The organism is Collinsella sp. wc0529, assembly GCF_046116875.1.
GTDB lineage: Bacteria > Actinomycetota > Coriobacteriia > Coriobacteriales > Coriobacteriaceae > Collinsella.
Genome location: NZ_JBJXBO010000001.1, coordinates 1097084 through 1120227, shown reverse-complemented (window position 1 = coordinate 1120227; position 23144 = coordinate 1097084). Strand labels below are relative to the sequence as shown.

Genomic DNA, 23144 nt, shown 5'->3' with positions numbered 1-23144 from the left:
CCTATTTAAAGAATCCATCGTAATCATACATCTTGATCTGGCCTTCGAGCTTATCGACCGTGTCGAGCACGACGCCGACCATGATGAGGATGGACGTGCCGCCAAATGCCTGGATCAGATGGTTACCCGTGAAGGAGAAGATGATCGAAGGCACGATGGCGATGAGCGCCAAAAAGACAGCGCTGGGAAGCGTAATCTTGTTGAGCGCGTTCTTGATGTAGGCCGCGGTAGCCCTACCCGGACGCACGCCCGGAATAAAGCCACCCTGCTTCTTAAGGTTGTCGGCCGTGTCATCGGGGTTGAACACCATGGAGGTGTAGAAATACGCGAAGAACACGATGAGGACAACGTTAAGCACCCAGTTGAGCCAACCGGTCGAAAGCGCGGAGGCAACTGCCTGAATCCAGCCGATGCCGGGGAAGAACACGGCAATCTGAGCCGGGAAGTACAGCAGCGCCGAAGCGAAGATGATCGGCACGACACCCGCGGTGTTGACCTTGATGGGCAGGTAGGTGGTCTGGCCACCCATCATGCGACGGCCCACGACGCGCTTAGCGTAGGAGACCGGGATGCGGCGCTGGCCGCGCTCAAGGAAAACAATCAACGGGATAACCAGCAGGATGATGGCGCAGATGATCACCATGGTGATGATGCCACCGGCATTGCCCTCGGTGCTGGAGAAGATAGCCTGCGGCAGACCGGCCATGATGTTCGCGAAGATGATCAGCGACATGCCATTGCCGATACCGCGCTGGGTGATGAGCTCACCAATCCACATGATCAGCATGGCGCCCGCAGTGAGCGTGCCGACGATCATGAGGTCGAAGATGATCTCGGGAGCGCCGGCGCCATTGAAGCTGATGCCGAAGCTCTTAAAGAGGAAGAGGTAACCAACGGAGTTGAGGATTGCCAGAGCCAGGGTGAGGTAACGCGAATACTGCGTAATCTTGGTCTGACCGACCTCGCCCTCGCGGGCAAGCTCATGCAGGGAAGGCACGACGGCCTGGAGCATCTGGAGGATGATCGAGCTGGTGATGTAAGGCATGATGCCCAGCGAAAACACCGACACATAGCTCAACGCGCCGCCAGAGAAAAGATTCAGGAGGGCCATAGCACCTGCGGCGACCGAATTGTTATCGGTCGAGAAAAGGCCCAGCATCCCCTGGAAGGGAATGCCGGGCACAGGAACGTGCGCACCAATGCGGTACACGACGAGCATAGCTATGGTAAAAAGAATCTTTTCGCGCAATTCTTTGATGCGGAAAGCATTCTTAAGACCATTTAGCACGGCAGCTCGACCTTTCCGCCGGCGGCCTCGATCTTGGCCTGCGCAGAAGCGCTGACCTTGTCGACCTTGACCGTGAACTTCTTGGTGAGCTCACCATTGCCGAGCACCTTGACGGGCTCGAACTCGCTCTTGGTGATGCGAGCGGCCTTAAGAGCGGCACCGTCGATCACAGCGCCGTCCTCGAACTTACGCTCGAGACGCTCAACGTTAACAGCGGTGTACTCGATACGACGGGGGTTACGGAAGCCCGGAAGCTTGGGCAGGCGCATAGCCAGCGGAGTCTGGCCACCCTCGAAGCCGGCACCCTTGGTGCCGCCAGAGCGGGAACCCTGGCCCTTCTGGCCGCGGCCAGAAGTGGTGCCGTGACCCGAAGAATTGCCACGGCCGACGCGCTTGCGGTTCTTGGTGGAACCGGGCGCGGGAGTAAGATCGTGAAGCTGCATTTGCTACTCCTCTACAATCTCGACAAGGTGCTTGACCTTGAAGATCATGCCGCGGACGGACTCGTTGTCAGCAATCTCGCGAACCTCGCGGATCCTGTGGAGACCGAGGGCACGGACAGTACGGACCTGGTCCTGCTTGCAACCGTTGGTGCTGCGGACCTGCTTGATCTTGATGGTGTCAGCCATGCTTAGTTCTCCTTACCGACGAACATCTCGGAGACCGTCAGGCCACGGCGAGCCGCGACGTCCTCAGGGCTGGAGAGCTCCTTGAGGCCCTCGACGGCAGCCTTGATGATGTTGAGGCCGTTGTCGGTACCGAGGGACTTGGACAGGACGTTCTTGATGCCAGCAAGCTCAAAGAGGGGACGCACAGCGCCGCCGGCGATAACGCCGGTACCCTCGACAGCGGGCTTGATGATGATGCGGCCGGCACCAAAGTGGCCGAGAACCTCGTGCGGGATGGTGCCCTGCTCGGTCACCGGCACGTGGAACATGTTCTTCTTGGCATCGAGAGATGCCTTGGAGATGGCCATGGGCACCTCAGCGGACTTGCCCATGCCAACGCCGACGTTGCCCTTGCCGTCGCCAACGACGACGAGAGCGACGAGGCTCATGCGACGACCACCCTTGACGGTCTTCGACACGCGGTTGATGTAAACGACGCGCTCCTCGAACTCGGAGGCCTCGCGCTGCTGCTTCTGATTACGAGCCATGTGCTACATACCTCCTAGAACTCGAGACCGGCGGCACGAGCACCGTCGGCGAGGGCCTTGACGCGGCCATGGTAGATACGGCCACCGCGATCGAAGGCGACCTTGGTGATGCCGGCCTCGATGGCGCGCTTGCCAACGAGCTGACCGACCTTCTCCGCAGCCTCCTTGTTCGAGGTGTGGGTGCCCTTGAACTCGGCCTCGAGGGTCGAGGCAGAGACGAGCGTCAGGCTGGAGCCCTTACTGTCGTCGATGATCTGGGCATAGATGTTGGCGTTAGTACGGGTCACGCGAAGACGCGGACGCTCGGAGGTACCCGAGACCTTGCCGCGAACACGACGCTGACGACGCTTGAGGCCTTCCAGCTTCGCCTTATGCTTGTTCATACGTAAACTCCTAAAAAGGTTGATCTTGCCAGCACCTGACGGGGTGCTGGTCTTATGCGAGTGAGTCGGTTACGACTACTTGGCGGCCTTACCCAGCTTGCGGCGGATGTGCTCGCCAACGTAGTGGATACCCTTGCCCTTGTAAGGCTCGGGAGGACGATGGCCGCGGATCTCAGCGGCGATCTGACCGACCTGCTGCTTGTTGATACCCTTGACGTTCACGTGGGTGTTGTCGGGAACCTCGAAGGTGATGCCCTCGGGAGCCTCGACGATCACGGGGTGCGAGAAGCCCAGGGAGAACTCGAGGTTCTTACCCTTCTGCTGCACGCGGTAACCGACGCCGGCGAGCTCGAGCTTCTTCTCGAAGCCCTCGGAAACGCCAACAACCATGTTGTGGATGAGGGCGCGGGTGAGGCCGTGGCGGGCACGGGTCTCACGCTCGTCGTCGGGACGGGAAACGGTGAGGACGTTGCCCTCGACGTTGATAGCGAGCTTCTCAAAGACATCGAGCTCGAGCTGGCCCTTGGGGCCCTTGACGACAACGTTGTTGCCGTTGACTGCCACTTCGACTCCGGCGGGAATCTGGACAGGCTTATTACCGATACGAGACACGGTGATCTCCTTTCCTTCTACCTACCGAGCGAATTACCAGACGTAAGCGATGATCTCGCCGCCGACGTTGTGCTTGCGAGCATCGCGGTCGGTCATGACGCCATGGCTGGTGGAAATAATGGCGGTACCAAGGCCACCGCGGACGCGGGGCATGTCGGCAACGCCGGTGTACTTACGCAGGCCCGGCTTGGAAATGCGGCGGATGCCGTTGATGACCTTAGCCTTCTTGGGACCATACTTAAGCGTGATGTGCAGAGTCTTCTGGGGAACGGTGTCCTCGACATCGTAGCCCTCGATGTAGCCCTCCTCGTGCAGAACACGAGCGATCTCGACGAGCTTCTTGCTGCTCGGCATGGAGACCGTGGCCTTGTTCACAGAGTTAGCGTTACGGATGCGCGTAAGCATATCTGCGATCGGGTCTGTAAGGTTCATACAGATTCTCCTTCGTTCTTGATGAACACGTGCTCTTGGTTCTTCGCCGCCCTTAACGGCAAAGCCTTTTTAGCGCGTTTTCCCTGTTCCAAACTGATGCTTGAAACGCTGGTAGTGACTTACCAGCTGGCCTTCTTAACGCCGGGAAGCTCGCCCTTGAGTGCAAGCTCGCGGAAGCAGACACGGCACAGGCCGAACTTGCGGTACACAGAGTGCGGACGGCCGCAGCGCTGGCAGCGCGTGTACTCACGAGTAGAGAACTTCTGCTTGCGATTGCACTTGACGATCATCGATGTCTTAGCCACTTATATCCTCCTCACATAGAGTATTGTTCGCCCCAAGCGCCGCCCCCTTGTGGGAACGGCGCTTATAGGGCAGGTGAACCTATTTCTTGAACGGGAAACCGAAGGCGTCCAGAAGGGCCTTGGCCTCCTCATCGGTGTTGGCGGTGGTCACGAAAGTGATGTCCATACCACGCTGGTGATCGACGGAGTCGAAGTCGATCTCGGGGAAGATGAGCTGCTCGGTGACGCCCATGGAGAAGTTACCACGGCCGTCGAAGCTCTTGGCGGAGATGCCGCGGAAGTCGCGGATACGGGGGATCGCGACGGAGGTCAGACGATCGAAGAACTCCCACATACGGTCGCCACGCAGGGTAACCTTGCAGCCGATCGGCATACCAGCGCGCAGGCGGAAGGTAGCGATGGACTTGCGGGCACGGGTGATCATCGGCTGCTGGCCGGTGATGGCGCGCAGGTCGCGCACGGCACCGTCGATGGCCTTGGAATCGGTAGCGGCCTCGCCGACACCCATGTTCACGACGATCTTCTCAAACTTGGGGATCATCATGACGTTCTCGTACTGGAACTTGTCCTGAAGCTGCTGCTTGACCTCGTTGTTGTACTTGGTCTTCAGACGCGGCACATACTTCTCTTCTGCCATTGTTCACTCCTTCTTGGGGTTTTAAGCACGGGGCGTGGCCACGATGGGTTGTCCTCGTGCCTCCTGGCTGCATCCGCGCCGCTCATGGCATTTTGCGGTTTGGACTCGACACAGCAGGAGCCGACAAAACAATCGGTACTATACGCGCATCGGGAGCGTATTTCCAGAAAAACCTCGTCTGCCTGCACAACTCCACAACTCCCCCGCACAAATGGATCCCAAAAAGCAGTTGCGGTGAAATAGGGACTGTTTGGCGGCCTAACAGGCTTAAACAATCCGTATTTCACCGCAACTTATTGGTGGGGATGCGATTAGCGCTTGCGGGGAACGAGTTTGGTGCGGCGCAGGTGGATCATCTCGGCGGCGATGGAGATGGCGATCTCCTCGGGGTCCTCGGCCTCGATGGCAACGCCGATCGGCAGGTGCAGCTCGTCGATCTGGTCCTGCGTAAAGCCTTCCTGCTCCAGGCGGGCACGCACAAAGGCCGTCTTGCGGCGCGAACCCAGACAGCCCAGGTAGGCAGGCTTGGCGCGCATGGCCTGAATCACCACGTCGATATCGGACTTGTGACCCGCCGTGGCGACGACCACCAGATCGCGCGGGCCGATGGGGCACTGCTTGCTCAGGTTCTTGTAGTCGACCAGACGACGGTCGTAGACACCGGGCACCCATTCGGGCGTCAACGTGCCGGGACGGTCGTCGCACGCCACGACGGCAAAGCCCGCCGCCGTGAGCACCCGCGCCGTCGCGGCGCCCACGTGGCCGCTGCCAAAGATGTAGGTCAGGCCCTCGGGGCAGAGCGTCTCGATGTGCGCGGGAGGAATCTCGGAGGCGGCGTTGGTGTAGGTGACGTTACTCCCCTCCTCCACCAGCGAAAGCCCGGGGCAGCCCACAATGGTGCGGCGCGATTCCTCGCCATGATAGTCGGCCACATCGCCCTCGAGCGCGCTCGCGATAAACGGCTCAAAGTCGATGACGAAGTCGCCGATGCGCCGATAGACCAAGACGTCGGCAACCGACTGGAACAACGGTGCCTTGGTCGCGTCCAGGTGCAGATAGCACAGGCAGATAGCTCCGCCGCAGATCATGCCGGTATCGGAGTTCTCGCCGCCCATGGTGTAGCGGACCAGACGCGATTTACCCCCGGCCAGCAGCTCGCGCGCCTCGTCCAGCGCAAAGAGCTCAATCTTGCCGCCGCCGATAGTGCCCGCTTGGCTACCGTCGGCAAAGACGGCCATCCATGCGCCCACACCGCGCGGTGACGACCCCGCCGTGCCGGCCACGACCGCCAGCTCGCACGTCTCGCCAGCACGCAGGGCGGCAAGCGCCGCATTCACAACATCGAGCTTTTCCATTGCCGCCTTCTATCCTCTAAAGATATCGGTGAGCATAGCGAGTGCCTCGAGCACGCCGCCGCCGACCGACGTCGCCTTGTCCGAAATGTAGTTGATATAGCTGGCATCGCCGCGCGAATCGACATCGGCACATTTAAAACCCTCAGTCACCTGCACGCCGTTCGCCAAAAGCCCGCGCAGGCAGCCATCGATCTGTGTGCACATGGGCGTATCGTCCGCGTAGCCAATCACGTCTCCGGCGCTCACGATGTCGCCGATTGCGCGGTCGGACCGAAACACGCCGGCGGCGGGGCTGTGGATAACGCGCTCCTTGCCATAGCCGGCGATCACGCCCGGCACGCCCGTGTTGGGCTGGGGCGAGCCCTGGGTAATGACACGGCCCAAAAAATGCCCGCGCATGGTCTCGACCACGGCGTCGCAATCGACCGGCGCGGTAAAGCCCGGCCCCACGGCGATGACGGTAGGCGCCATGTCGCGCGTGGTGCCCAGGTTGCGCTTGGCCAGAATCGCGTCGACCACAGCCGCGGGTTTAAGCTCATCGAGCATCTTGGCCTGAGGGTCCACCACGACGGCAACATCCCCCGCTTGGGTAATCTCGAGCGCCTCTGCCGGCGTCTGCGCCAAGCGAGCGCGAATGCCCTCGACCTGAACCTCGCCCAGGCGAATAGCCTCGCAAAAACTGATTGTGCGGCGGATGCACGTGGGAACCGCGATATCGGCCATGACGACCGACACGCCGGCGCGCACCAAGCGAGCGGCGACACCCGTGGCGATATCGCCGGCGCCGCGAACATAAACGAGCATTCCCGGGGCACCTCCCTGTGCTACGGTTTGAGCAGAGCAAAAGCGGTTCGACCGCTACTCTGATGATTATTTATTATCACAGTATTATACGGCGGTGAACAGATGGAAACGGTTAGCGGCAATCTTGCCTCGGCGCTCAGGATCGAGCCGGGCATTACCGCGATTATCGGCAGCGGCGGCAAGTCGACGTTGCTCAAAACGCTGGGTCTTGAGCTCATGCGCGCTGGCGGCCGCGTGCTCCTCTGCACCACCACGCATATGCTTCCCGTTGCCGGCGTGCCATGGGACGGGTCGAATCGTCGCCTGGGTGCCGCACCTTGGAAGCCGGGTGCCGCGCATGTTCCCGGCTGCACCTGTGAGGCGTGCGCGGGACTTGCCCGCGGGAGTATTTGCCAGGCGGGTGTCTTAGACCCGGAAACAGGCAAGCTCTCCGCCCCCGCCGAGCCACTCAACGAGCTGGCACAGCGCTTTGACTACGTGTTGGCCGAGGCGGACGGCAGCAAGCGGCTCCCGCTCAAGGCGCACGCCGCCTGGGAGCCGGTGATTCCCTCTGGCACGGCAAACGTTGTCTGGGTCGTCGGCGCCTCGGGACTGGGCAAACCCGTCGCCGAGGTTGCCCACCGCCCCGAGCTCTTTTGCGAGCGTTGCGGCTGCGAGCTCACCGACACTGCCACCCCAGAGCGCGTCGCCCAGGTGCTCAATGCCGAGCTGCGGATGCTGAACCTCAACAATGCCCGCATCATGCTCAACCAAGTCGACACGCTCAGCGACCCCACGATGGCAGATCGCTTCGAGGCAGCCCTCAACCGCCCCCTCATCGCCACCAGCCTCAAGTAGCCGGCCCCATCTCGTCAGTTGCGGTGAAATACGGACTGTTTGGCCGCCCGACGGCCGCAAACAGTCCGTATTTCACCGCAACTGCGGAGGGGAATCCGGTGATCTTCCTGTTAGCGGGGGACGTAGCGGCCGGGTTGGGCTCCGGTGGGCTCGCCATCGCGCGCCACCAGCACGCCGTTCACAAACACAGCCTTGGCGCGGCCATGTGCCTCAAAACCCTCGAGCGGCGTGTAGTCCACAGCCTGATGCTGCGTCGCGGCACTGATCGTCCAGCGCGCCTTGGGATCCCACACGCACACATCGGCATCGGCACCCTCGGCAAGACAGCCCTTGCGCGGATACATGCCAAAAACGCGCGCCGGGTTCTCGCTCATCAAGCGGCACAGATCCTCGGGGCCCAGCTGGCCCTCAAAGCTCGTGGCAATCGCGACGGGACGATGTTCCACGCCGGGCCCGCCGTTGGGAATCGCGCGGAAATCGTCGCGCCCGCGGTCCTTTTGCCCGTGCAGGTTAAAGCTGCAATGATCGGTCGCAATCGTATCGATCTCGCCGGCCACAAGCGCCTCGCGTAGCGCGGCACGGTCACCGGCATGGCGCAGCGGCGGGCTCATCACGTACTTGGCGCCCGCAAAGCCGTCCTCGCCCTGCTCCAAGTAGCAAGTATCGTCGAGCATCAGATACTGAGGGCAGGTCTCGACATAGATGTTCTTCTGCCCGCGCGCTTTGGCAGCGCGAATGGCCTCGAGCCCCAGCTTGGTCGAAAGGTGCACCACGTTGACCGGAGCGTCCCCGGCCAGGTGCGCCAGATACAGCAGGCGGCTCACGGCCTCGCCCTCGCACACGTCCGGACGGCTGAGCGCATGCCCCTCGGGCCCATGAATCCCCTGCTCGTACACGCGCTTCTGCAGCTCATTCACCAGCGTACCGTTCTCACAATGCACGCACAGTATGCCGCCAATACGCTTGAGCTCCTCGAGCACCTCGAGCGTCTCGGCATCGTCCAGGCGCAAATGATCGTAGGCAAAGTAGGTCTTAAACGACGATACGCCCGCCTCGCGCATAGCCGAAAGATCGGCGCGGTTGCGCTCATTCCACTCGGCGAGTGCCATATGAAAGGCGTAGTTGGCGGTGCAGGTGCCGTCGGCGCGATGATACCACTCGACCAAGGCATCGGGCATGGTCACGCCGCGATCGGCCGTCGCGTAGTCCACAATGGTCGTCGTGCCGCCGCAGGCAGCCGCGCGCGTGCCGGTCTCAAAGCTATCGGCCGTCCAATCCATGCCGGTCCAGCACTGCATGTGCGTGTGGCCGTCGATAAAGCCAGGGAATACCCAGCAGCCCGCGGCGTCCTCGACGGTATCGCCCTCGCCCGGCTCAATCGCCGCGGCGATCCGCACGATCCTATCGCCCTCCATGGCAAGATCGGCGCGGCGAAGCCCCTGTGGCGTCACGAGCGCGCCGTTTTTGATGATGATCATAATTGCTCCTTATTGATTGATGCAGTTGGCCACGCGATCAAAATACGAGCAGGCGGCAATATGCTCCGTTATGCGTCGCTGTCCCTTGACGGTATCGACGTCCCACAGCTCGTAGGCACGCGCCTCGACCAGCGCAACGTCGACGCGACCTTTGAGAATCGAGCCCCCGCCGTCCTTGCCCTCAAGACACATAAGTGCATCGAACAGTTCCGCCGGAAAGAGCACCGGGCTCGAAGGCTCACCGTTGCACGCAAGACGCACCGGATGTTTGCGGCCACGCTCGTCAAATGCACGAACCATAGCCTCAAAAGAATCCGAACTCACGAGCGGCTGGTCGCCCGGCAAAAAGAGGCATCCTTTCCAGTCGCGTTCGACTCCCCACGAAAGGCCCGCACGGACACTTTCGCTGCGCAGCTCGCCATCGTTCAGCACGCACGGGCAATGCTTGTCCTCGCAAATCTGAGCGACCTCGGGCCAACGCGTCGAAACCACGACGTCAAAGCCCCGGGGAACCGAATCGATGGTCCGAGCAATCAGCGGCTCGCCATAGATATCGGCAAGCATCTTGTTGGAGCCAAACCGCTTGCCCTCGCCCGAAGCCATAATGACGCATCCAAGTTTCATGGTGATACCTCCCCTGAAACCATCGTACCCATAACTCGCGCCGCGGGCATCCACATCGAAAGCGCTTATCCCACACGCCCGCGATGCAAAAAAGGGGCACCCCGCCGGTTGGCAGAGCGCCCCCTTTACATGGCTTACCTCAACCCGGCTTTAGGCCTGGAGCCAACGGGCGGTGTTGCGCTCGTCGAGGGCCTTGAGGGTAGCGGCGGGATCGGCAACCTTCTGCAGGAACATCATGGCTGCGATGGCGTACGGCTTGTAGCTGGCCTCCTTGTACATGCCCACGCGGTGCATGTCGAAGACGTCGGCGTTGACCTCGCCGTGCTCGCAGGAGACACCGGAGATGTCGGCGGGCAGCGGGTGCATAAAGATGGTGTCCTGGCCGTTGGCGGTCTTCTCCATGAGCTCGGTCGTGGAGCACCAATCCTGATGGGTGGCGTTCTGGGCGAGCAGCTCCTTCTCGAGCGCAGCGATGCCGGCGTCGTCGCCCTCGGCGTACAGGTTGGTACGCTTCTCCATGGCGGCAAACGGAGCCCAGCTCTTGGGGATCACGATGTCGGCGCCCTCGAAAGCCTCGGCCATGGTGTTGACCTGTTTAAAGGTGGTGCCGGACTCGGCGGCATAGCCCTTGGCGCGCTCGACGACCTCGGGCATGAGGTCGTAGCCCTCGGGGTGGGCCAGGGTGACGTCCATGCCAAAGCGGGGCAGCAGGCTGATCAGCGACTGCGGGCAGGACAGCGGCTTGCCGTAAGAGGGCGAGTAGGCCCAGGTGACGGCAACCTTCTTGCCCTTGAGGTTCTCGAGGCCGCCAAACTCGTTGATGAGGTAGAGCATGTCGGCAGAGGACTGCGTGGGGTGGTCGGAATCGGACTGCAGGGAGATGAGTGTGGGACGGTGATCCAGAACGCCGTCCTCGTAGGCCTGCTGGACAGACTCGGAGACCTCGGCCATGTAGGCATCGCCCTTGCCGATGTACATGTCATCGCGGATGCCGATGACGTCGGCCATGAAGGAGATCATGGTAGCGGTCTCGCGGACGGTCTCGCCGTGGGCGATCTGGGACTTCTTCTCGTCCAGGTCCTGCAGCTCAAGGCCGAGCAGGTTGGCGGCCTTAGAGAAGGAGAAGCGCGTACGGGTGGAGTTGTCGCGGAACAGGGAGACGGCCAGGCCCGAGTCGAAGATCTTGGACGAAACGTTGTTCTCACGCAGCTCGCGCAGGGCGTCGGCGACGATGTAGAGCGCCTTGAGCTCGTCGGTGGTCTTGTCCCAAGTGTGCAGGAAGTCGCTACCGTACATACCCTTAAAGTCGAGGCCGTTCAGCTGCTCGACGAGCTCGGTAAACTTAGCGTCCATGGAAATGTCCTTTCTAAAGATGAAACGATCGCAATGAGTAGATGTGCTCCGGCATGCGCGTGTGGCTAGAACATGCAGAGCACCATGACGAGGACCCGCCACCGTTGAGGAAGCATGGGAGATAACGACCGCGGGCCCCAAGTCAACAGGGGGTGCCGGGGACACGAGCAGCCCCCGGCTCAACAAAATCGAGGAATGGGACTAATCGATCTTGTTGTTGGTCAGACCGGCACGGAACACGGTGGCGTCGCCATCGGCCTGGCTCGGATCGTAGAGGTTCAGGGCAGCCACGTACATGGCGGCAGCGGTGACCAGGTCGTCCTTGTAGGTGACCTCGTTGGGAGCGTGAGCCTGAGACTCGGCACCCGGGCCAAAGCCCACGCAGGGGATGCCGTAGCGGCCCTGGATGGAGACGCAGTTCGTGGAGAAGGTCCACTTGTCGCACAGCGGGCGACCGGTGCGCTTGTCCATGCTGGGCTCGCAGCCGATGCGCTCGTCACCAAACATGGCCTTGTGGGCGTCGACGAGGGCCTTGACGTGCGGAGCGGTCTCCTTGTTGATCCACGTGGGGAAGTAAGCCTCGGTCTCGTAGACCTCGCCGGTCCAGGACGGACGGTCGTACATGTACATGGAGACCTTCACGTCGTCGCCGTACTTCTTGGCGGCCGGCAGGTTGCGGATCTCGTCCAGGCAGGACTCCCAGGTCTCGCCGGCGGTCATGCGACGGTCGATGGAGATGGCGCAGGAATCAGCCACGGCGCAACGGCTGGGGCTGGTGTAGAAGATCTGGCTGACGGTGCAGGTGCCGCGGCCCAGGAAGCGGGCATCCTCGAAGTGCTCGGGATTGTACTTGGGGTCGAGCATCTTGACGAGACCCTTGATGTCGGTCGACTCGTCGCAGCCGTTGTTGTTGAGGGCGCGGACGTCGGCGATGATGTCGGCCATCTTGTAGATGGCGTTGTCGCCGCGGTCGGGAGCGGAGCCGTGGCAGGAGGTGCCGTGAACGTCGACGCGGATCTCCATGCGGCCGCGGTGACCGCGATAGATGCCGCCGTCGGTGGGCTCGGTGGAAATGACGAACTCGGGCTTAATGCCGTCCTTGTTGTAGATGTACTGCCAGCACATGCCGTCGCAGTCCTCTTCCTGGACGGTGCCGACGACCATGATCTTGTAGCCTTCGGGGATGAGGCCCATGTCCTTCATCATCTTGGCAGCGTAGGTAGCAGAAGCCATGCCGCCCTCCTGGTCGGAGCCGCCGCGGCCGTAGATGATCTCGTCGGTCTCGTAGCCCTCATAAGGATCGGCGTCCCAGTTCTCGATGTTGCCGATGCCGACGGTGTCGATGTGGGAGTCGATGGCGATGATCTTGTCGCCCTCGCCCATAAAGCCCATAACGTTGCCCAGGCCGTCGACCTTGACCTCGTCATAGCCAAGACTCTCCATCTCAGCCTTAATGCAGGCAACAACCTCACCCTCCTCGCAGGACTCAGAGGGATGGCTAATCATTGCGCGAAGAAAACGCGTCATATCAGCACGGTGGGACTCAGCAGCAGCCTTGATAGCGTCGAAATCGAGTTCTTTAGCCATTGTTCATAACCTTTCAAACGAAGGAATCTACCTGTGAGGTGGCGGAGCGATACCTATTTACTCCGCCCCAACGATTAGCAAGTGGGATATTCGCCTTCCCAAACAATTCGACGATACTGGTCGGGATCGGTGTCGCCCTCGGTGGAGAAGCAGAGCACGGAGCTCGTCTTGTCCAGGCCGATGAGTTCCTTGAGCTCAGCATACTCGGGATCGAGCATGAGGGTCTCGACCAGGCCGGTGGTCACAGCGCCGGACTCGCCGGAGATGACGCGCGGGTCGCCCTTCTCGGGAGCGCCCAGGGTGCGCATGCCGCGAGCGGTGACCCAGTCGGGACAGGACACGAAGGCGGTGGCGTGGTTGCGCAGGATATCCCAGCCCAGAATGTTGGGCTCGCCGCAGCACAGACCGGCCATGATGGAGGGCATGTCACCGTCCACGATGCGCGGATCGCCGTCGCCGGCGGCAGCGCCCTTGTACAGGCAGGCGGCAGGTGCGCACTCAACCACGACGAAGGTGGGCGGGTTATCGGGATACAGGTTGGTGAAATAGCCCACCACGGCGCCGGCGAGCGAACCCACGCCAGCCTGGACAAACACGTGCGTCGGGCGGTTGATGGCCATCTCGCGCAGCTGCTCGGCAGCCTCGGAAGCCATGGTGCCGTAACCCTCCATGATCCAGGACGGGATCTTCTCGTAGCCCTCCCAGGCGGTGTCCTGAACGATGACGCCGCGCTCGCAGGCGTCGGCCTCGGCGGCGGCCATGCGCACGCACTCGTCGTAGTTGACCTCTTCGATGGTCACCGTGGCGCCCTCGGCGGCGATGTTATCAAAACGGGGCTTGGTGGAACCCTTGGGCATGTGCACGACGGCCTTCTGGCCCAGCTTGTTGGCAGCCCATGCCACGCCGCGGCCATGGTTGCCGTCGGTGGCGGTAAAGAAGGTGGCCTGGCCAAAGTCCTTGGCAAGCTGATCGGAGGTCAGGTAATCGAAGGTGCACTCGGCAACGTCCTTGCCGGTCTCGTCGGCAATGTAGTTGGCCATGGCAAACGATCCGCCCAGAACCTTAAAGGCGTTGAGGCCAAAGCGATAGCTCTCGTCCTTAACGCACAGGTTGGACAGGCCCAGGCGCGCGGCCTGACCGTCCAGGCGAGCAAGCGGAGTGACGGTGTACTGGGGGAACGACTGGTGGAAGGCGCGGGCCTTCTTCACGTGGTCGAGGCTCATGATTCCCAAGTGCTTGTCATCGCTCTTGGGCATCGTGTTGCTCGCCCACTGGATCTTATCGGCCATACGGTGAACTCCTTAAGTCCTCTCTTGCCGGCCCCCGCATACGCGTTTCAGCCCATTCCCATTCATACGACTGAACTTTTATGTGGATGCCAAACAAAAAGTTTGTTAGTAATGTTCTATCACACTTTTTGATTGGTATACCTAACGAATTGTTTGTTGCCGCAATCGGTACTTTTTCGCCGCCGAACGGTCATGAATTGCCTTGTTGATGGATTTGTTTGCGGTCATGTGTGGTTTATGGCACAGTGAGCCCAAACTAATTTTTAGGAAGGCACCTATGACCCCCGCACAGATTGAGTTTTATAAGCGCCTTGCACACGGCCTGGCGCTCCAATTTGGCCCCAACTGCGAAATCGTCGTCCACGATCTGGAGACCGAGGACGTGGACCACTCCATCGTAGTGATCGAAAACGGCCACGTCAGCGGGCGCAAACTGGGTGACGGCCCCAGCCATATTGTGTTTGAGTCCATGCACGAGGGCACCACCGACGTGCACGACCGCGAGCCATACCTCACCAAAACCACCGATGGCAAGCTGCTCAAGTCCTCTACCATCTTTATCCGCAACGACGAGGGCAAGCCCGTCGGCATTTTGGGCATCAACTTTGACATTACGCTTATGAAGGCTTTTGAGCGTTCGCTCGACGCCTTTACCGGCACCGGCGGCACGGGCTATACCGAGCCCGAGCCCATTACCAAGAACATCGGCGACCTACTCGAGGACCTGCTGCACGAGTGCGAGCAGTTTGTGGGCAAGCCCGCGGCGCTCATGACCAAAGACGAGCGCATTCGTGCCATTGGCTACCTCGACCGTCGCGGCGCCTTCCTCATTTCCAAGTCGAGCGAGCGCGCCTGCGAGTTCTTTGGCATCTCCAAGTACAGCTTCTATAGCTACCTCAATGAGGCCAAGGCGGCGGCCGGCGACAAGTAGGCACTCGCCTGGATTGCCCCTCCCCTTTTGGGCGCGAGTTCTGGAAAGCACGAATCCAAGACCGGGCCGCTTGGGAAGTTCCATATAATCGATGTCATTGGTATTTCGAAAGGATGGGACAGAATGGCGTTAAGCAAGGCATCATGCACCGGTCGCGGATTGATTCCGGCAATTGGTGGACATGTGCACCACATGTTCGATGAGAGTGAAGACGACCTGTTTTCGCTGAGCCTTGACGACGTGATGAATGATCGCCCGTGGACCGCCGACGAACTCATGAGCGGCGGGGCTCGCCCGTCAAGCCCCGATCCCGCACTTGCGCCTAAGCCCGCATCTGCGCCGACTCTTGCGCAGTCGCCTGTTTCGACGCCCGCGCCTACGCCCGCACCCACTTCGGCGCCCACGCCCGCTCCCCGCCCCGCAAGCGACCCGTCCGAGACGGCGGCATTTCTCGCTGCAGCGACGCAGGGCAAATCGGCCGACAGCACCGTTATGTACAGCGCCCAGCAGTTGCCTGTTCCTGCGGCACGCAAGCCTCCGGTCGCAAGGCTCGATGAGCCCGTTGTCCATCAGGTTGCCTACGATTCCTGGGCTGCAGCCGATCTGGATGAGACCTCTACCGGCATGCCGGCGCTCGACGTTCCAGTTAACCCGCTTTTTGCCGCCAACACGAGCGCCGCGGACTATGAGGGCGGTGCGGCATATTCCGATTATTCCGATGGCTATGCTGGCAACGATCGCATCGAGACAGAGGATTATGGCACCGCATCGAGCGATTATCTCAACGATCCGTACGCTGCCACGCCCGCACCGGAATATGACCCGGAGGCCGCGTCCACGCCGGCGTATACCAAAAGCACGGGCGAAGAGCGCTTCGCCGATTATTACGCCGAGGAAAAGGCGCTGCGTTTCTCGGAATTTCCGCAGGCAGTCAAGGTTGCCTTTATCGCCATTATCATTGCCCTGCTCGGTGTCATTGCGTTTGAGGGATTCCAGCTGTTCCGCGGCCCCACCCAAGCGGAGTCGGAAACCCAGCAAAAAGAGGACGATAACCAGTACCTGGACATCAACACCCTCAAGGGCGACCCCAACGACGGAGACGACGAGTAGCGAGGGCTGAAGGCAGCCGCAGGATCCCGCATCCAGCATCGGCTTCTAAGTGCTGTTTTGTCATCCAACTACACTTTTCCGAAGTTTTAAGGTGCCTATTTCGACACTTTTCCGTACTTTTACACGGCTGATTTCGACACTTTTCCGGATGAAAGCCGAATAATCACTTGGGAAACCAACGCCATCCGCGCGTCATTTCGCGGATGGCGCTTGATTTCTGTCCGTACACGTTGAGTCCGTACACGTTGATAGACTCCATCTTGCCCGCAAGGAGCGGGCGCGTTTTATCCAGAGTCGGGGTAGAGAGTTGGCTCCACGATCCCAACGCCAACCGGTCAAGAGGCACGGTGGCCCTGCCAACATCGATGAAAGGAGTCCGTATGGACAATTTCTCTGTGCGCAGCGAGCGCAACTTCCACAACCAAGTCGTCAAACCGAATCACATGCATCTTCTGGATAAGCCAAATGGCTACGCCTCGGCCATGGTCAAGAGCAGCCTTTCCCACCAGATGCGCTTTACGGTGCAGGTGCTCGAGGAAGAGCTCTGCGACGCCGACGACCCGCACGTACTGCAGATCAAGCTGCTCGGAGACGATTCGCGCGAGCCGTCTAGCTGGAAGCTGTTTGCCGACGACGTGTGTGTTGCGGACGGATCCGGCGCCTTTGCCCGCGAGTGCTTCTGTGAAGGCGCTGAGGTATTCCTGGATCTGTGCCGCAACGCCGTCGACGCGGCCGAGCTGCGCCAGTGGAGCCAGAGGGAGTACGAGCTGCTGAGCGCGGCGCGCGGGATTGCGATGGTGTAGGCAGACAGACCAGACAGCTCGTCATACTGGTTGACGCTTCGATTCAAACAGCAGTGCGAAGTCGCGCTTACAGCCCTGCCATGCCAAACCGAATGGCGTTCTCAAAAGGCCTACCTCCCCTCCGCCTTCAGCCTCAGCAGCAGGTCGCCCAGCTCGGGGCACTTGCTGGAAAGGCGCGTCTGGGCTCGCTCGCCCATCCCCCACCGCTGGCGGATCTCCTGGGCGCGCGGACTCACGCGATAGTCCCCGTCCATCACCTGCTTGAGCAACTTGGCGGTCACGCGCGCGTCGGCTAGGGCACTGTGGGCGTGACCCGTCGACTCGTCAAACTCGATGCCAAACCACGTCGCCGCGTCATTCAAAGAGACGCACTCGTGGCTGCCCACGTCCATGATCGAGGTGTAAAACGCCTGCAGATCGGCCCAGTCCGTAGGAAATGCGGCAAGGTCGATTTGCTTTGCCTGGCACTCGGTCATAAGCTGTCGACGGTCCGTCCCGCTCCAGCAAACTATCTGGGCGGAGTAGCGGCCGATCCAATCGCTGAGCCTTTTGATCACCATGTAGAGCGGGTCGGCCATCGCGGTGTCCACGGCCGATATCCCCGTAAGCTCGCGGACGGGAAACGCAACGCCTTCGGTAAATTCCGTCTGCACAAACTGCGAGAACTCGCCCATAACGTTGCCGTGGTAATCGAGCTTGACGGCGCCGACCTCGATAATCTCGTTGCGCAGCCCACGGCGCTGGCGCTGCTTTGGCACCGGCGCAAACTCGAAGTCCAGCACGATTTGACGCGCAAAGTTCGTCGTATCGATAGCCGAGATACACGGCGTCTTTTCAGCTGACACGGTTAGGGCCCTTCTCCGTCAACTGCCGCTTGCTACATAGGCGGCTACATTGCCGTAAGGATAGGAACCCGTGCGGACATGAAATCGCACAGCACGGCTTTCCGGCATCCTTGCGTAAAGCCACACTTTGAGAGAATCATGTCACTGTTATTATCGAACATATATTCGTATTTATAGCAGTACTTTGATAGAATTGCAGTTGTTGACGGCAGTTCCATGTGCCGGGCAGCGCCCTCCATGCGACGGGAGGTGATGCCCATGACCGATCTGACTGATTTCGTGAAGCTCCTGACCGCTTTGGTCTCGCTCCTCACGGCGCTTATCGGACTTACCGAGGCACTCAAGCAGCGTACGAAGCAGAAAAAGAGGGGTCGACGCCTCTAAGGCATTGACCCCTTAATCGAAGTAACGGCGCTGCCCAGCTATCACCCTTGGGCTGCCGTCGACCTTATTCTACCCACGGGTGCCAGGTTTAACAAATGGATTTTCGGTTACGAAGTCCGGAGCTCGCCCCTCTACTCCAGCGGCGTTGCGCCGGATTCTGGGACGCACTTTCCGCCCCATGCCTCTATCGGAAACGGCATCCCATCCTGAAGCGGGAATCCGGGACGTAGTTTCCGCCAAAGGCCGCAAAGGGAAAGCGCATCCCATTCCGAGCATCAAATCAGAGCGCGCTTGGTTATCTCCGCTCGCACATCTCGGCAAACGAAATCAGCTTGGTATCTCCCCTGCTCGCCGCAGCATCCTGACATCCTTGCGTAAAGCCACGCTTCGAGAAGATCACGTAGCTTTTATGCTGCCGTCTAAAGAGCTCGCTTCGGTACACGAGCTTTTCCAGAACATCCTCGCCCACCGGCTCATTGCGCCATTTGCACTCCGCAAACAGCGCAGTGCCCTCGCCATCGTCAACAATCAAGTCGATTTCTTCCTGCGTATGCGTGCGATTGTCCGTCCCCCACCAGCGCCCGACGCTCGCCGGAACCACATCGAGCTGGCCCGCCCGCGCAAGTTCGTACACGTATTGCCTGCATATAAGCTCAAAGACCGTGCCCATGTAATCCGATACGTGCGGCTCAATGCGCTTATACGCCATCTCGGCCATATCGTTTTGAATCAGCCCGATGTTCTGCGGCACAAACCGGTACCAGAACCTAAACATCTGATCGCTCAGCAGATACACGGCTCGCTTATTGCTCGTCTCGTTTAAGGGCAGCTCGCGCTCGACAATCCCAAGCGATGCCAGCTTATCCACATAGCTCTTTACGTTGCTCGCAGGGATTCCCGTAGAGCTCGCAATCTCCGAAATCTTCGAGCACCCCTGAGCAATTGCCTGCACGATCGCATCATATTGCTCGGGATTGCGGCACTCTTGTAATAGCAGGTTACTCGGCTCCTCAAAGAGATAGCCCGTAGGAGTAAGAAAAAGACGTTTGATGTTGTCCTTGAGCGGTGCGGCAGGATCGACTTTCTCGATATATGCAGGAATGCCGCCCGTCATGCCATAGCAAACCGCAGCGTCTTCGCGACCCATGCTCTGCCACAACCCGAGGGTCGTCGTAAAATCGAGCGGCATGATCTTAAACTGGGCCGTACGCCTACCGTATAGTGGGCTCTCGTAGCCCAACACCTGTTCCTCCATAAACGAAAGAGACGAGCCACATAGGATCAGCATTAGCCTGGTCTCTTTGTATAAGTGGTCGATCTTGTCTTGCAGCAACGAGCTGATCTCGGGATTCGATTGGGCGAGATAGGGATACTCGTCGATCACGGCAATCAAACGTTCCGTGCGAGCCATGGTGGCCAATGCATCGAACGCTTCGTCAAAACTACGAAACGACACGCCTGCAGCACCAACCGAGCCTGCAAGTATCGCCTGGCTAAAGCCGTGCAGGTTTGCCTCCGCATTGGTACGACGAGCTTGAAAGTAAATAGCCTTCTTGCCTTGGATGAACTCTGTGATAAGGCGCGTTTTACCCACACGACGGCGGCCGTAAATCACAGGCATTTCAAAGGAGCCCGTGCCATACAGTCGATTGAGCTCGGACATTTCCGCTGTTCTTCCGATAAACATAGGGCCATCCTTCCTTTACGTTATAGCTAGCTATATTATATCTTCCTATAATATAGCTAGCTATAACGTAATTCGACAAGCGGGCCACGCAAGGGGGGTGTTCCTATAGTTTTGTCAACTGGGAAATGCTCTTCGTGCGACCGAATCGCGGCATGCTGACGCCAAGCCATTAGGCCGGTGGGCTTCAGTCTGCTCGGTGCGTTTCGGCTAGGCTGCGTAAGGCACCCTGTCTCGCATGACCGCGTAGATGACCTTCAGTCTCTTTCGCGCCAGCGCCTTGAGCGCCTTGCCGTGCGACATGCCCCGCTCTCGGCACCTGGTGTAGTAGTCGCCCCATCTCCCCTCTGTCCGGGTGAGGCAGTTACATGAGAATATGAGCAGGTTCTTCAGCCTCTTGTTGCCTTGGCGCGATGCCGTCACCGAGGAGATCGAGGTTCCCGACTGGCGGTTGCGCGGCGCCAGGCCGCAGTACGACGCGAGCCTGTCGTGACTGGGGAAGTCTTCGATGTCGATGGAGATCGCAAGCTCGGAAGCGGTTTTGGGCCCGATGCCCGGCACCGTCAGGAGGCATCGGTAGGTATCGTCGCCCTCGAGCAGGGCGGAGATCTCCGCCGTGATCGCCTCGATCTCCGCCGAGTTCTCGGATATCCTGCGCGCGAGCAGTTTCACCGCCCGGTCCTCGGCGGCGACGACCGACGCATCCGGCCTTGTCGAGGAGGTTGTCGAGCGGACGAGGGCCTCGATCTTACCGCGCGCCGCCCCACGCGTGAGCGCCGCCGCCCTGCGGGGCCCGGCGTCGGCTACCGACCAGGCCCCGCCGAGGGATGCCATGAGCCTCAGCTGGGGCCCGTCGGACAGGTCGACCAGTGCCTCGAAGGCGGGGCACGATTCCAGCAGGATGCTGCGCAGCCGGTTCTTATTCCTAGTGTTCTCGCAGGTCAGGAAGTTCCTCTGGGCGGCCAGCGCCCTCGCCGCCGCAATCGTCGGACCTGGGTCTCCGACCGGCAGGAGCGCGTCGGGGATGCCAAGCGCCGTCTTCGCGATGACCATCGCGTCTCGCTCGTCGGTCTTGGCGTCGCCGGCGAAGAGCCTGGCGGCCCCGTGCGCCGCGAGTCCCGGCAGGTACGCCGCCGACATCCCGGCCGCCCTGGCGCGGGCGAGCGCGAGGGCGCCTATGTTGCGCGACTGGTCGACGACCACGAGCGCATCGGGGAAGCGGCCGAACAGCGAGTCCAGGTCGTCCTCCCTGTTCGCGACGGGGGTGCTCAACAGCACCTCGCCGTCTCGAGTCGCGACGCATGCCCAGTGGGACGATTTCCCGACATCGAGCCCGATGACGGCTTCCGACATTCTAATTGGTGCCACGGTGGTATCCTCCAATCGGTAGGCCGATCGGAACCCCTCCCCGCGACACCCACATTACCTGGCCGTGGCGCTTGCGCCCGGCAGTTTCCTATCAGTCGTCCGGAGCGGCGAGCGCCCCCGGTGGCAACACCCCCCGGGCCCTCTACGGGGCAGGGGCAGACGGCCATCCGGAGGCGCCCGATCGGCGGCCCCTCGGGGCTTGCCCGTATCGTAGGCAATGCGCCGAATGCTCGCCATCGAAATTTATCGATGACCTATTTCAGACTGTAATGGGTACACCACCGCACGTGGACCGTTCCGGAAAATATATCCCGTTCTGGAGCCAAAAACTGGGCCGTAGTTTCCGCCAAGCATTCCATCCGGAAAGCGTGTCCCGTTCTGAGCCTGAATTCTGGGATGCACTTTCCGCTGAAGCTTCTACCGGAAAATGCATCCCATTCCGAGCGCTCATTCCGGGTCACGGTTTCCTCAGGTACAAGACGACGATCCTCCGCCCTTATCACATGCCTTCAAATATGCGATCCAGAAACACAAAACAGCAGATAGAATGCTCTTTTTCAAAAAGTACACGTCTCGAAACTTACCAAGACTTCATATCCAGCTACCGTTCAAGGTCGCCGATTACCGCCCACCGATTCAGCTTCAAAAAATGACGTCAAAACCAGGCCATCTACCTGCATGGTTAGATTTTGGTCAGCTTTTGGTCAGCTGAGCGGCAAGTTCCAGCTGATACGTTTTTGTTATCCAAAAGGAGGCGGTAGCTCATGACCCATTGCAATGACCAGCTCATCGACCAACTGCTCACTCAAGCCGAACAAGAGGGGCGCTGTCTGATTCCCCCGAGCGCGGCGATCCGAAAAGCGCTCCTTCGGCGCACCGGCGGCACGGTTGTCTCGCCCATTCCGGGGTTGTTTGCGCGAAAAACGCGCTGGGATGAACTCAACCGAGCGCAACGCCATTGCGAGATTATCCGCGCCCTTGCGATCATCCATCCCGATTGGACGTTCTGCTCGTTTTCGGCAGCTTGCCCGCTGGGGCTCGAGGTCTCGTGGCGACACCTGAACGTCGTGCATGTTTGCAGCTCGACAAAGCCGTCGGCTCGTCCGGGCGCACATATTCAGCGGCACCAGATTGAGCCGGCCGGAGCAATACGCAAAGCCGGCATATCGGTAACGCCGCCCATCCAAACGGCCACAGATTGCCTGCTGCAAACTGGTTTTGCCGACGGCATGCCCATTGCCGATTCGGCGATCTCAAAGCTCGGCCTTGCGCCGGAACAGCTGATGGAGGCCGTTGAGCAACGAGCGACTGCACGCAATGGTCGCGCGATTCGCACCGCCCTCACAACGCTTCGATATGCCGACGCCCGCGCCGAGAGCGGCGGGGAATCGGTCACCCGAGCCGTCATGATCGAGACGGGCTTTGCGCCCGACTGGCTTCAATACGAGTTGACGGACCCCTTCGATTCGGCCAAGCCCATACGAACGGACTTTGCCTGGGAGCGCCAGGCGCGGGAACTCACGCTGGGCGAGCTCGACGGGCTCATCAAATATACCGACCAGACCATGCTGGCCGGACGCACCACCGCCGAGGCGCTCGTTGCCGAACGACAGCGCGAGGCGCACCTATCGCTCTACGGCCACCCTCTGCTGCGCTTTACCATGAACGAGGTCCGCTCGGCAGGAATGCTCGCCAAAAAGCTGCAGACGGCAGGCATCCGGCAGACCGCTCTACCGACATGGCTCAACGAGGTGGACCTGTAGGAGCTGCTAGGCCGCGCATCGCCGGATCGCATCCCCCCTATCTGGGCCGTGTTTTCCCAACGGCCACGCCAACGGAAAGCGCGTTCCATTCTGAGGCATGATTCCGGGACACAGCT

25 protein-coding genes are annotated in these 23144 nt (G+C 60.5%); 6 read left to right on the top strand and 19 right to left on the bottom strand.

All coding sequences use genetic code 11. The features are described 5' to 3' along the window. Position 1 precedes the first annotated feature (1 nt). From secY to yqeB, 11 genes are all read right to left on the bottom strand, one after another. Positions 2-1288, bottom strand: a complete 1287-nt coding sequence (secY, locus tag ACKUTP_RS04775) for a preprotein translocase subunit SecY (protein WP_035137447.1) — start codon at positions 1286-1288, stop codon at positions 2-4. After that, the gene (rplO, locus tag ACKUTP_RS04770; RefSeq protein ID WP_006235267.1) at positions 1282-1731 is read right to left on the bottom strand and encodes a 50S ribosomal protein L15; all 450 of its coding nucleotides are present in this window, start codon (positions 1729-1731) and stop codon (positions 1282-1284) included. The genes secY and rplO overlap by 7 nt, the downstream gene beginning before the upstream one ends. Before the next feature lie 3 nt (positions 1732-1734). Further along, positions 1735-1917: a 50S ribosomal protein L30 gene (gene rpmD / locus ACKUTP_RS04765; protein WP_006235266.1), complete on the bottom strand. Its 183-nt coding sequence runs from the start codon at positions 1915-1917 to the stop codon at positions 1735-1737. A gap of 2 nt (positions 1918-1919) precedes the next feature. Continuing rightward, the gene (gene rpsE, locus ACKUTP_RS04760) at positions 1920-2444 is read right to left on the bottom strand and encodes a 30S ribosomal protein S5 (protein WP_006235265.1); all 525 of its coding nucleotides are present in this window, start codon (positions 2442-2444) and stop codon (positions 1920-1922) included. A gap of 14 nt (positions 2445-2458) precedes the next feature. After that, entirely contained in the window at positions 2459-2827 is a 369-nt protein-coding gene (gene rplR / locus ACKUTP_RS04755; RefSeq protein WP_006235264.1) for a 50S ribosomal protein L18, read from the bottom strand. A 75-nt stretch (positions 2828-2902) separates the two neighbouring features. After that, the gene (gene rplF, locus ACKUTP_RS04750; protein WP_346970120.1) at positions 2903-3439 is read right to left on the bottom strand and encodes a 50S ribosomal protein L6; all 537 of its coding nucleotides are present in this window, start codon (positions 3437-3439) and stop codon (positions 2903-2905) included. 33 nt (positions 3440-3472) lie between these two features. Continuing rightward, the gene (rpsH, locus tag ACKUTP_RS04745) at positions 3473-3871 is read right to left on the bottom strand and encodes a 30S ribosomal protein S8 (RefSeq protein WP_006235262.1); all 399 of its coding nucleotides are present in this window, start codon (positions 3869-3871) and stop codon (positions 3473-3475) included. A 119-nt stretch (positions 3872-3990) separates the two neighbouring features. Then, complete coding sequence (locus ACKUTP_RS04740; RefSeq protein ID WP_022094280.1) at positions 3991-4176, bottom strand: type Z 30S ribosomal protein S14; 186 nt, start codon at positions 4174-4176, stop codon at positions 3991-3993. A gap of 79 nt (positions 4177-4255) precedes the next feature. After that, positions 4256-4813 carry a 50S ribosomal protein L5 gene (rplE, locus tag ACKUTP_RS04735; protein ID WP_006235260.1) on the bottom strand — a complete coding sequence of 186 codons (558 nt, stop codon included), beginning with the start codon at positions 4811-4813 and terminating at the stop codon, positions 4256-4258. A 311-nt stretch (positions 4814-5124) separates the two neighbouring features. Beyond that, entirely contained in the window at positions 5125-6168 is a 1044-nt protein-coding gene (locus ACKUTP_RS04730; protein ID WP_409063661.1) for an XdhC family protein, read from the bottom strand. A gap of 9 nt (positions 6169-6177) precedes the next feature. Next, positions 6178-6972, bottom strand: a complete 795-nt coding sequence (gene yqeB, locus ACKUTP_RS04725; RefSeq protein WP_409063660.1) for a selenium-dependent molybdenum cofactor biosynthesis protein YqeB — start codon at positions 6970-6972, stop codon at positions 6178-6180. Positions 6973-7074: 102 nt separating this feature from the next. On the opposite strand from yqeB, the gene yqeC reads away from it, so the two are divergent. After that, on the top strand, positions 7075-7809 hold the full coding sequence (gene yqeC / locus ACKUTP_RS04720; protein WP_409063659.1) for a selenium cofactor biosynthesis protein YqeC: 735 nt from the start codon (positions 7075-7077) through the stop codon (positions 7807-7809). 110 nt (positions 7810-7919) lie between these two features. On the opposite strand, the gene hydA is transcribed toward yqeC, so the two are convergent. From hydA to dpaL, 5 genes are all read right to left on the bottom strand, one after another. After that, entirely contained in the window at positions 7920-9287 is a 1368-nt protein-coding gene (hydA, locus tag ACKUTP_RS04715; RefSeq protein ID WP_152067671.1) for a dihydropyrimidinase, read from the bottom strand. A gap of 9 nt (positions 9288-9296) precedes the next feature. Then, a complete protein-coding gene (locus tag ACKUTP_RS04710; protein ID WP_152067670.1) occupies positions 9297-9911 on the bottom strand; it encodes a nucleotidyltransferase family protein in 615 nt (204 codons plus the stop codon). 150 nt (positions 9912-10061) lie between these two features. Beyond that, entirely contained in the window at positions 10062-11264 is a 1203-nt protein-coding gene (ygeW, locus tag ACKUTP_RS04705; protein WP_055287465.1) for a knotted carbamoyltransferase YgeW, read from the bottom strand. A 201-nt stretch (positions 11265-11465) separates the two neighbouring features. Continuing rightward, positions 11466-12851, bottom strand: coding sequence for a YgeY family selenium metabolism-linked hydrolase (locus ACKUTP_RS04700; RefSeq protein WP_055252228.1), 1386 nt, complete (start codon positions 12849-12851; stop codon positions 11466-11468). 74 nt (positions 12852-12925) lie between these two features. Continuing rightward, positions 12926-14140 (bottom strand): diaminopropionate ammonia-lyase, encoded by a 1215-nt coding sequence (gene dpaL, locus ACKUTP_RS04695; RefSeq protein ID WP_161145232.1) that lies wholly within the window; start codon positions 14138-14140, stop codon positions 12926-12928. A 277-nt stretch (positions 14141-14417) separates the two neighbouring features. Between dpaL and ACKUTP_RS04690 the strand changes: the two genes are divergently transcribed. From ACKUTP_RS04690 to ACKUTP_RS04680, 3 genes are all read left to right on the top strand, one after another. After that, on the top strand, positions 14418-15071 hold the full coding sequence (locus tag ACKUTP_RS04690) for a transcriptional regulator (protein WP_409063658.1): 654 nt from the start codon (positions 14418-14420) through the stop codon (positions 15069-15071). Between the two features lie 123 nt (positions 15072-15194). Then, positions 15195-16181: a hypothetical protein gene (locus ACKUTP_RS04685; RefSeq protein WP_409063657.1), complete on the top strand. Its 987-nt coding sequence runs from the start codon at positions 15195-15197 to the stop codon at positions 16179-16181. 380 nt (positions 16182-16561) lie between these two features. Beyond that, complete coding sequence (locus tag ACKUTP_RS04680) at positions 16562-16984, top strand: hypothetical protein (RefSeq protein WP_409063656.1); 423 nt, start codon at positions 16562-16564, stop codon at positions 16982-16984. Positions 16985-17094: 110 nt separating this feature from the next. On the opposite strand, the gene ACKUTP_RS04675 is transcribed toward ACKUTP_RS04680, so the two are convergent. Continuing rightward, positions 17095-17829 carry an exonuclease domain-containing protein gene (locus tag ACKUTP_RS04675; protein ID WP_409063655.1) on the bottom strand — a complete coding sequence of 245 codons (735 nt, stop codon included), beginning with the start codon at positions 17827-17829 and terminating at the stop codon, positions 17095-17097. 258 nt (positions 17830-18087) lie between these two features. On the opposite strand from ACKUTP_RS04675, the gene ACKUTP_RS04670 reads away from it, so the two are divergent. Next, positions 18088-18213, top strand: coding sequence for a hypothetical protein (locus tag ACKUTP_RS04670; protein WP_255360338.1), 126 nt, complete (start codon positions 18088-18090; stop codon positions 18211-18213). 295 nt (positions 18214-18508) lie between these two features. Here the strand turns inward: ACKUTP_RS04670 and ACKUTP_RS04665 are convergent, their stop codons facing one another. After that, positions 18509-19900, bottom strand: coding sequence for an ATP-binding protein (locus tag ACKUTP_RS04665; protein ID WP_409063654.1), 1392 nt, complete (start codon positions 19898-19900; stop codon positions 18509-18511). 207 nt (positions 19901-20107) lie between these two features. Further along, complete coding sequence (locus ACKUTP_RS04660) at positions 20108-21265, bottom strand: IS110 family transposase (RefSeq protein WP_409063376.1); 1158 nt, start codon at positions 21263-21265, stop codon at positions 20108-20110. Positions 21266-22029: 764 nt separating this feature from the next. Here ACKUTP_RS04660 and ACKUTP_RS04655 point away from each other — a divergent pair. Beyond that, positions 22030-23028: a hypothetical protein gene (locus tag ACKUTP_RS04655; protein WP_409063653.1), complete on the top strand. Its 999-nt coding sequence runs from the start codon at positions 22030-22032 to the stop codon at positions 23026-23028. Positions 23029-23144 lie beyond the last annotated feature (116 nt).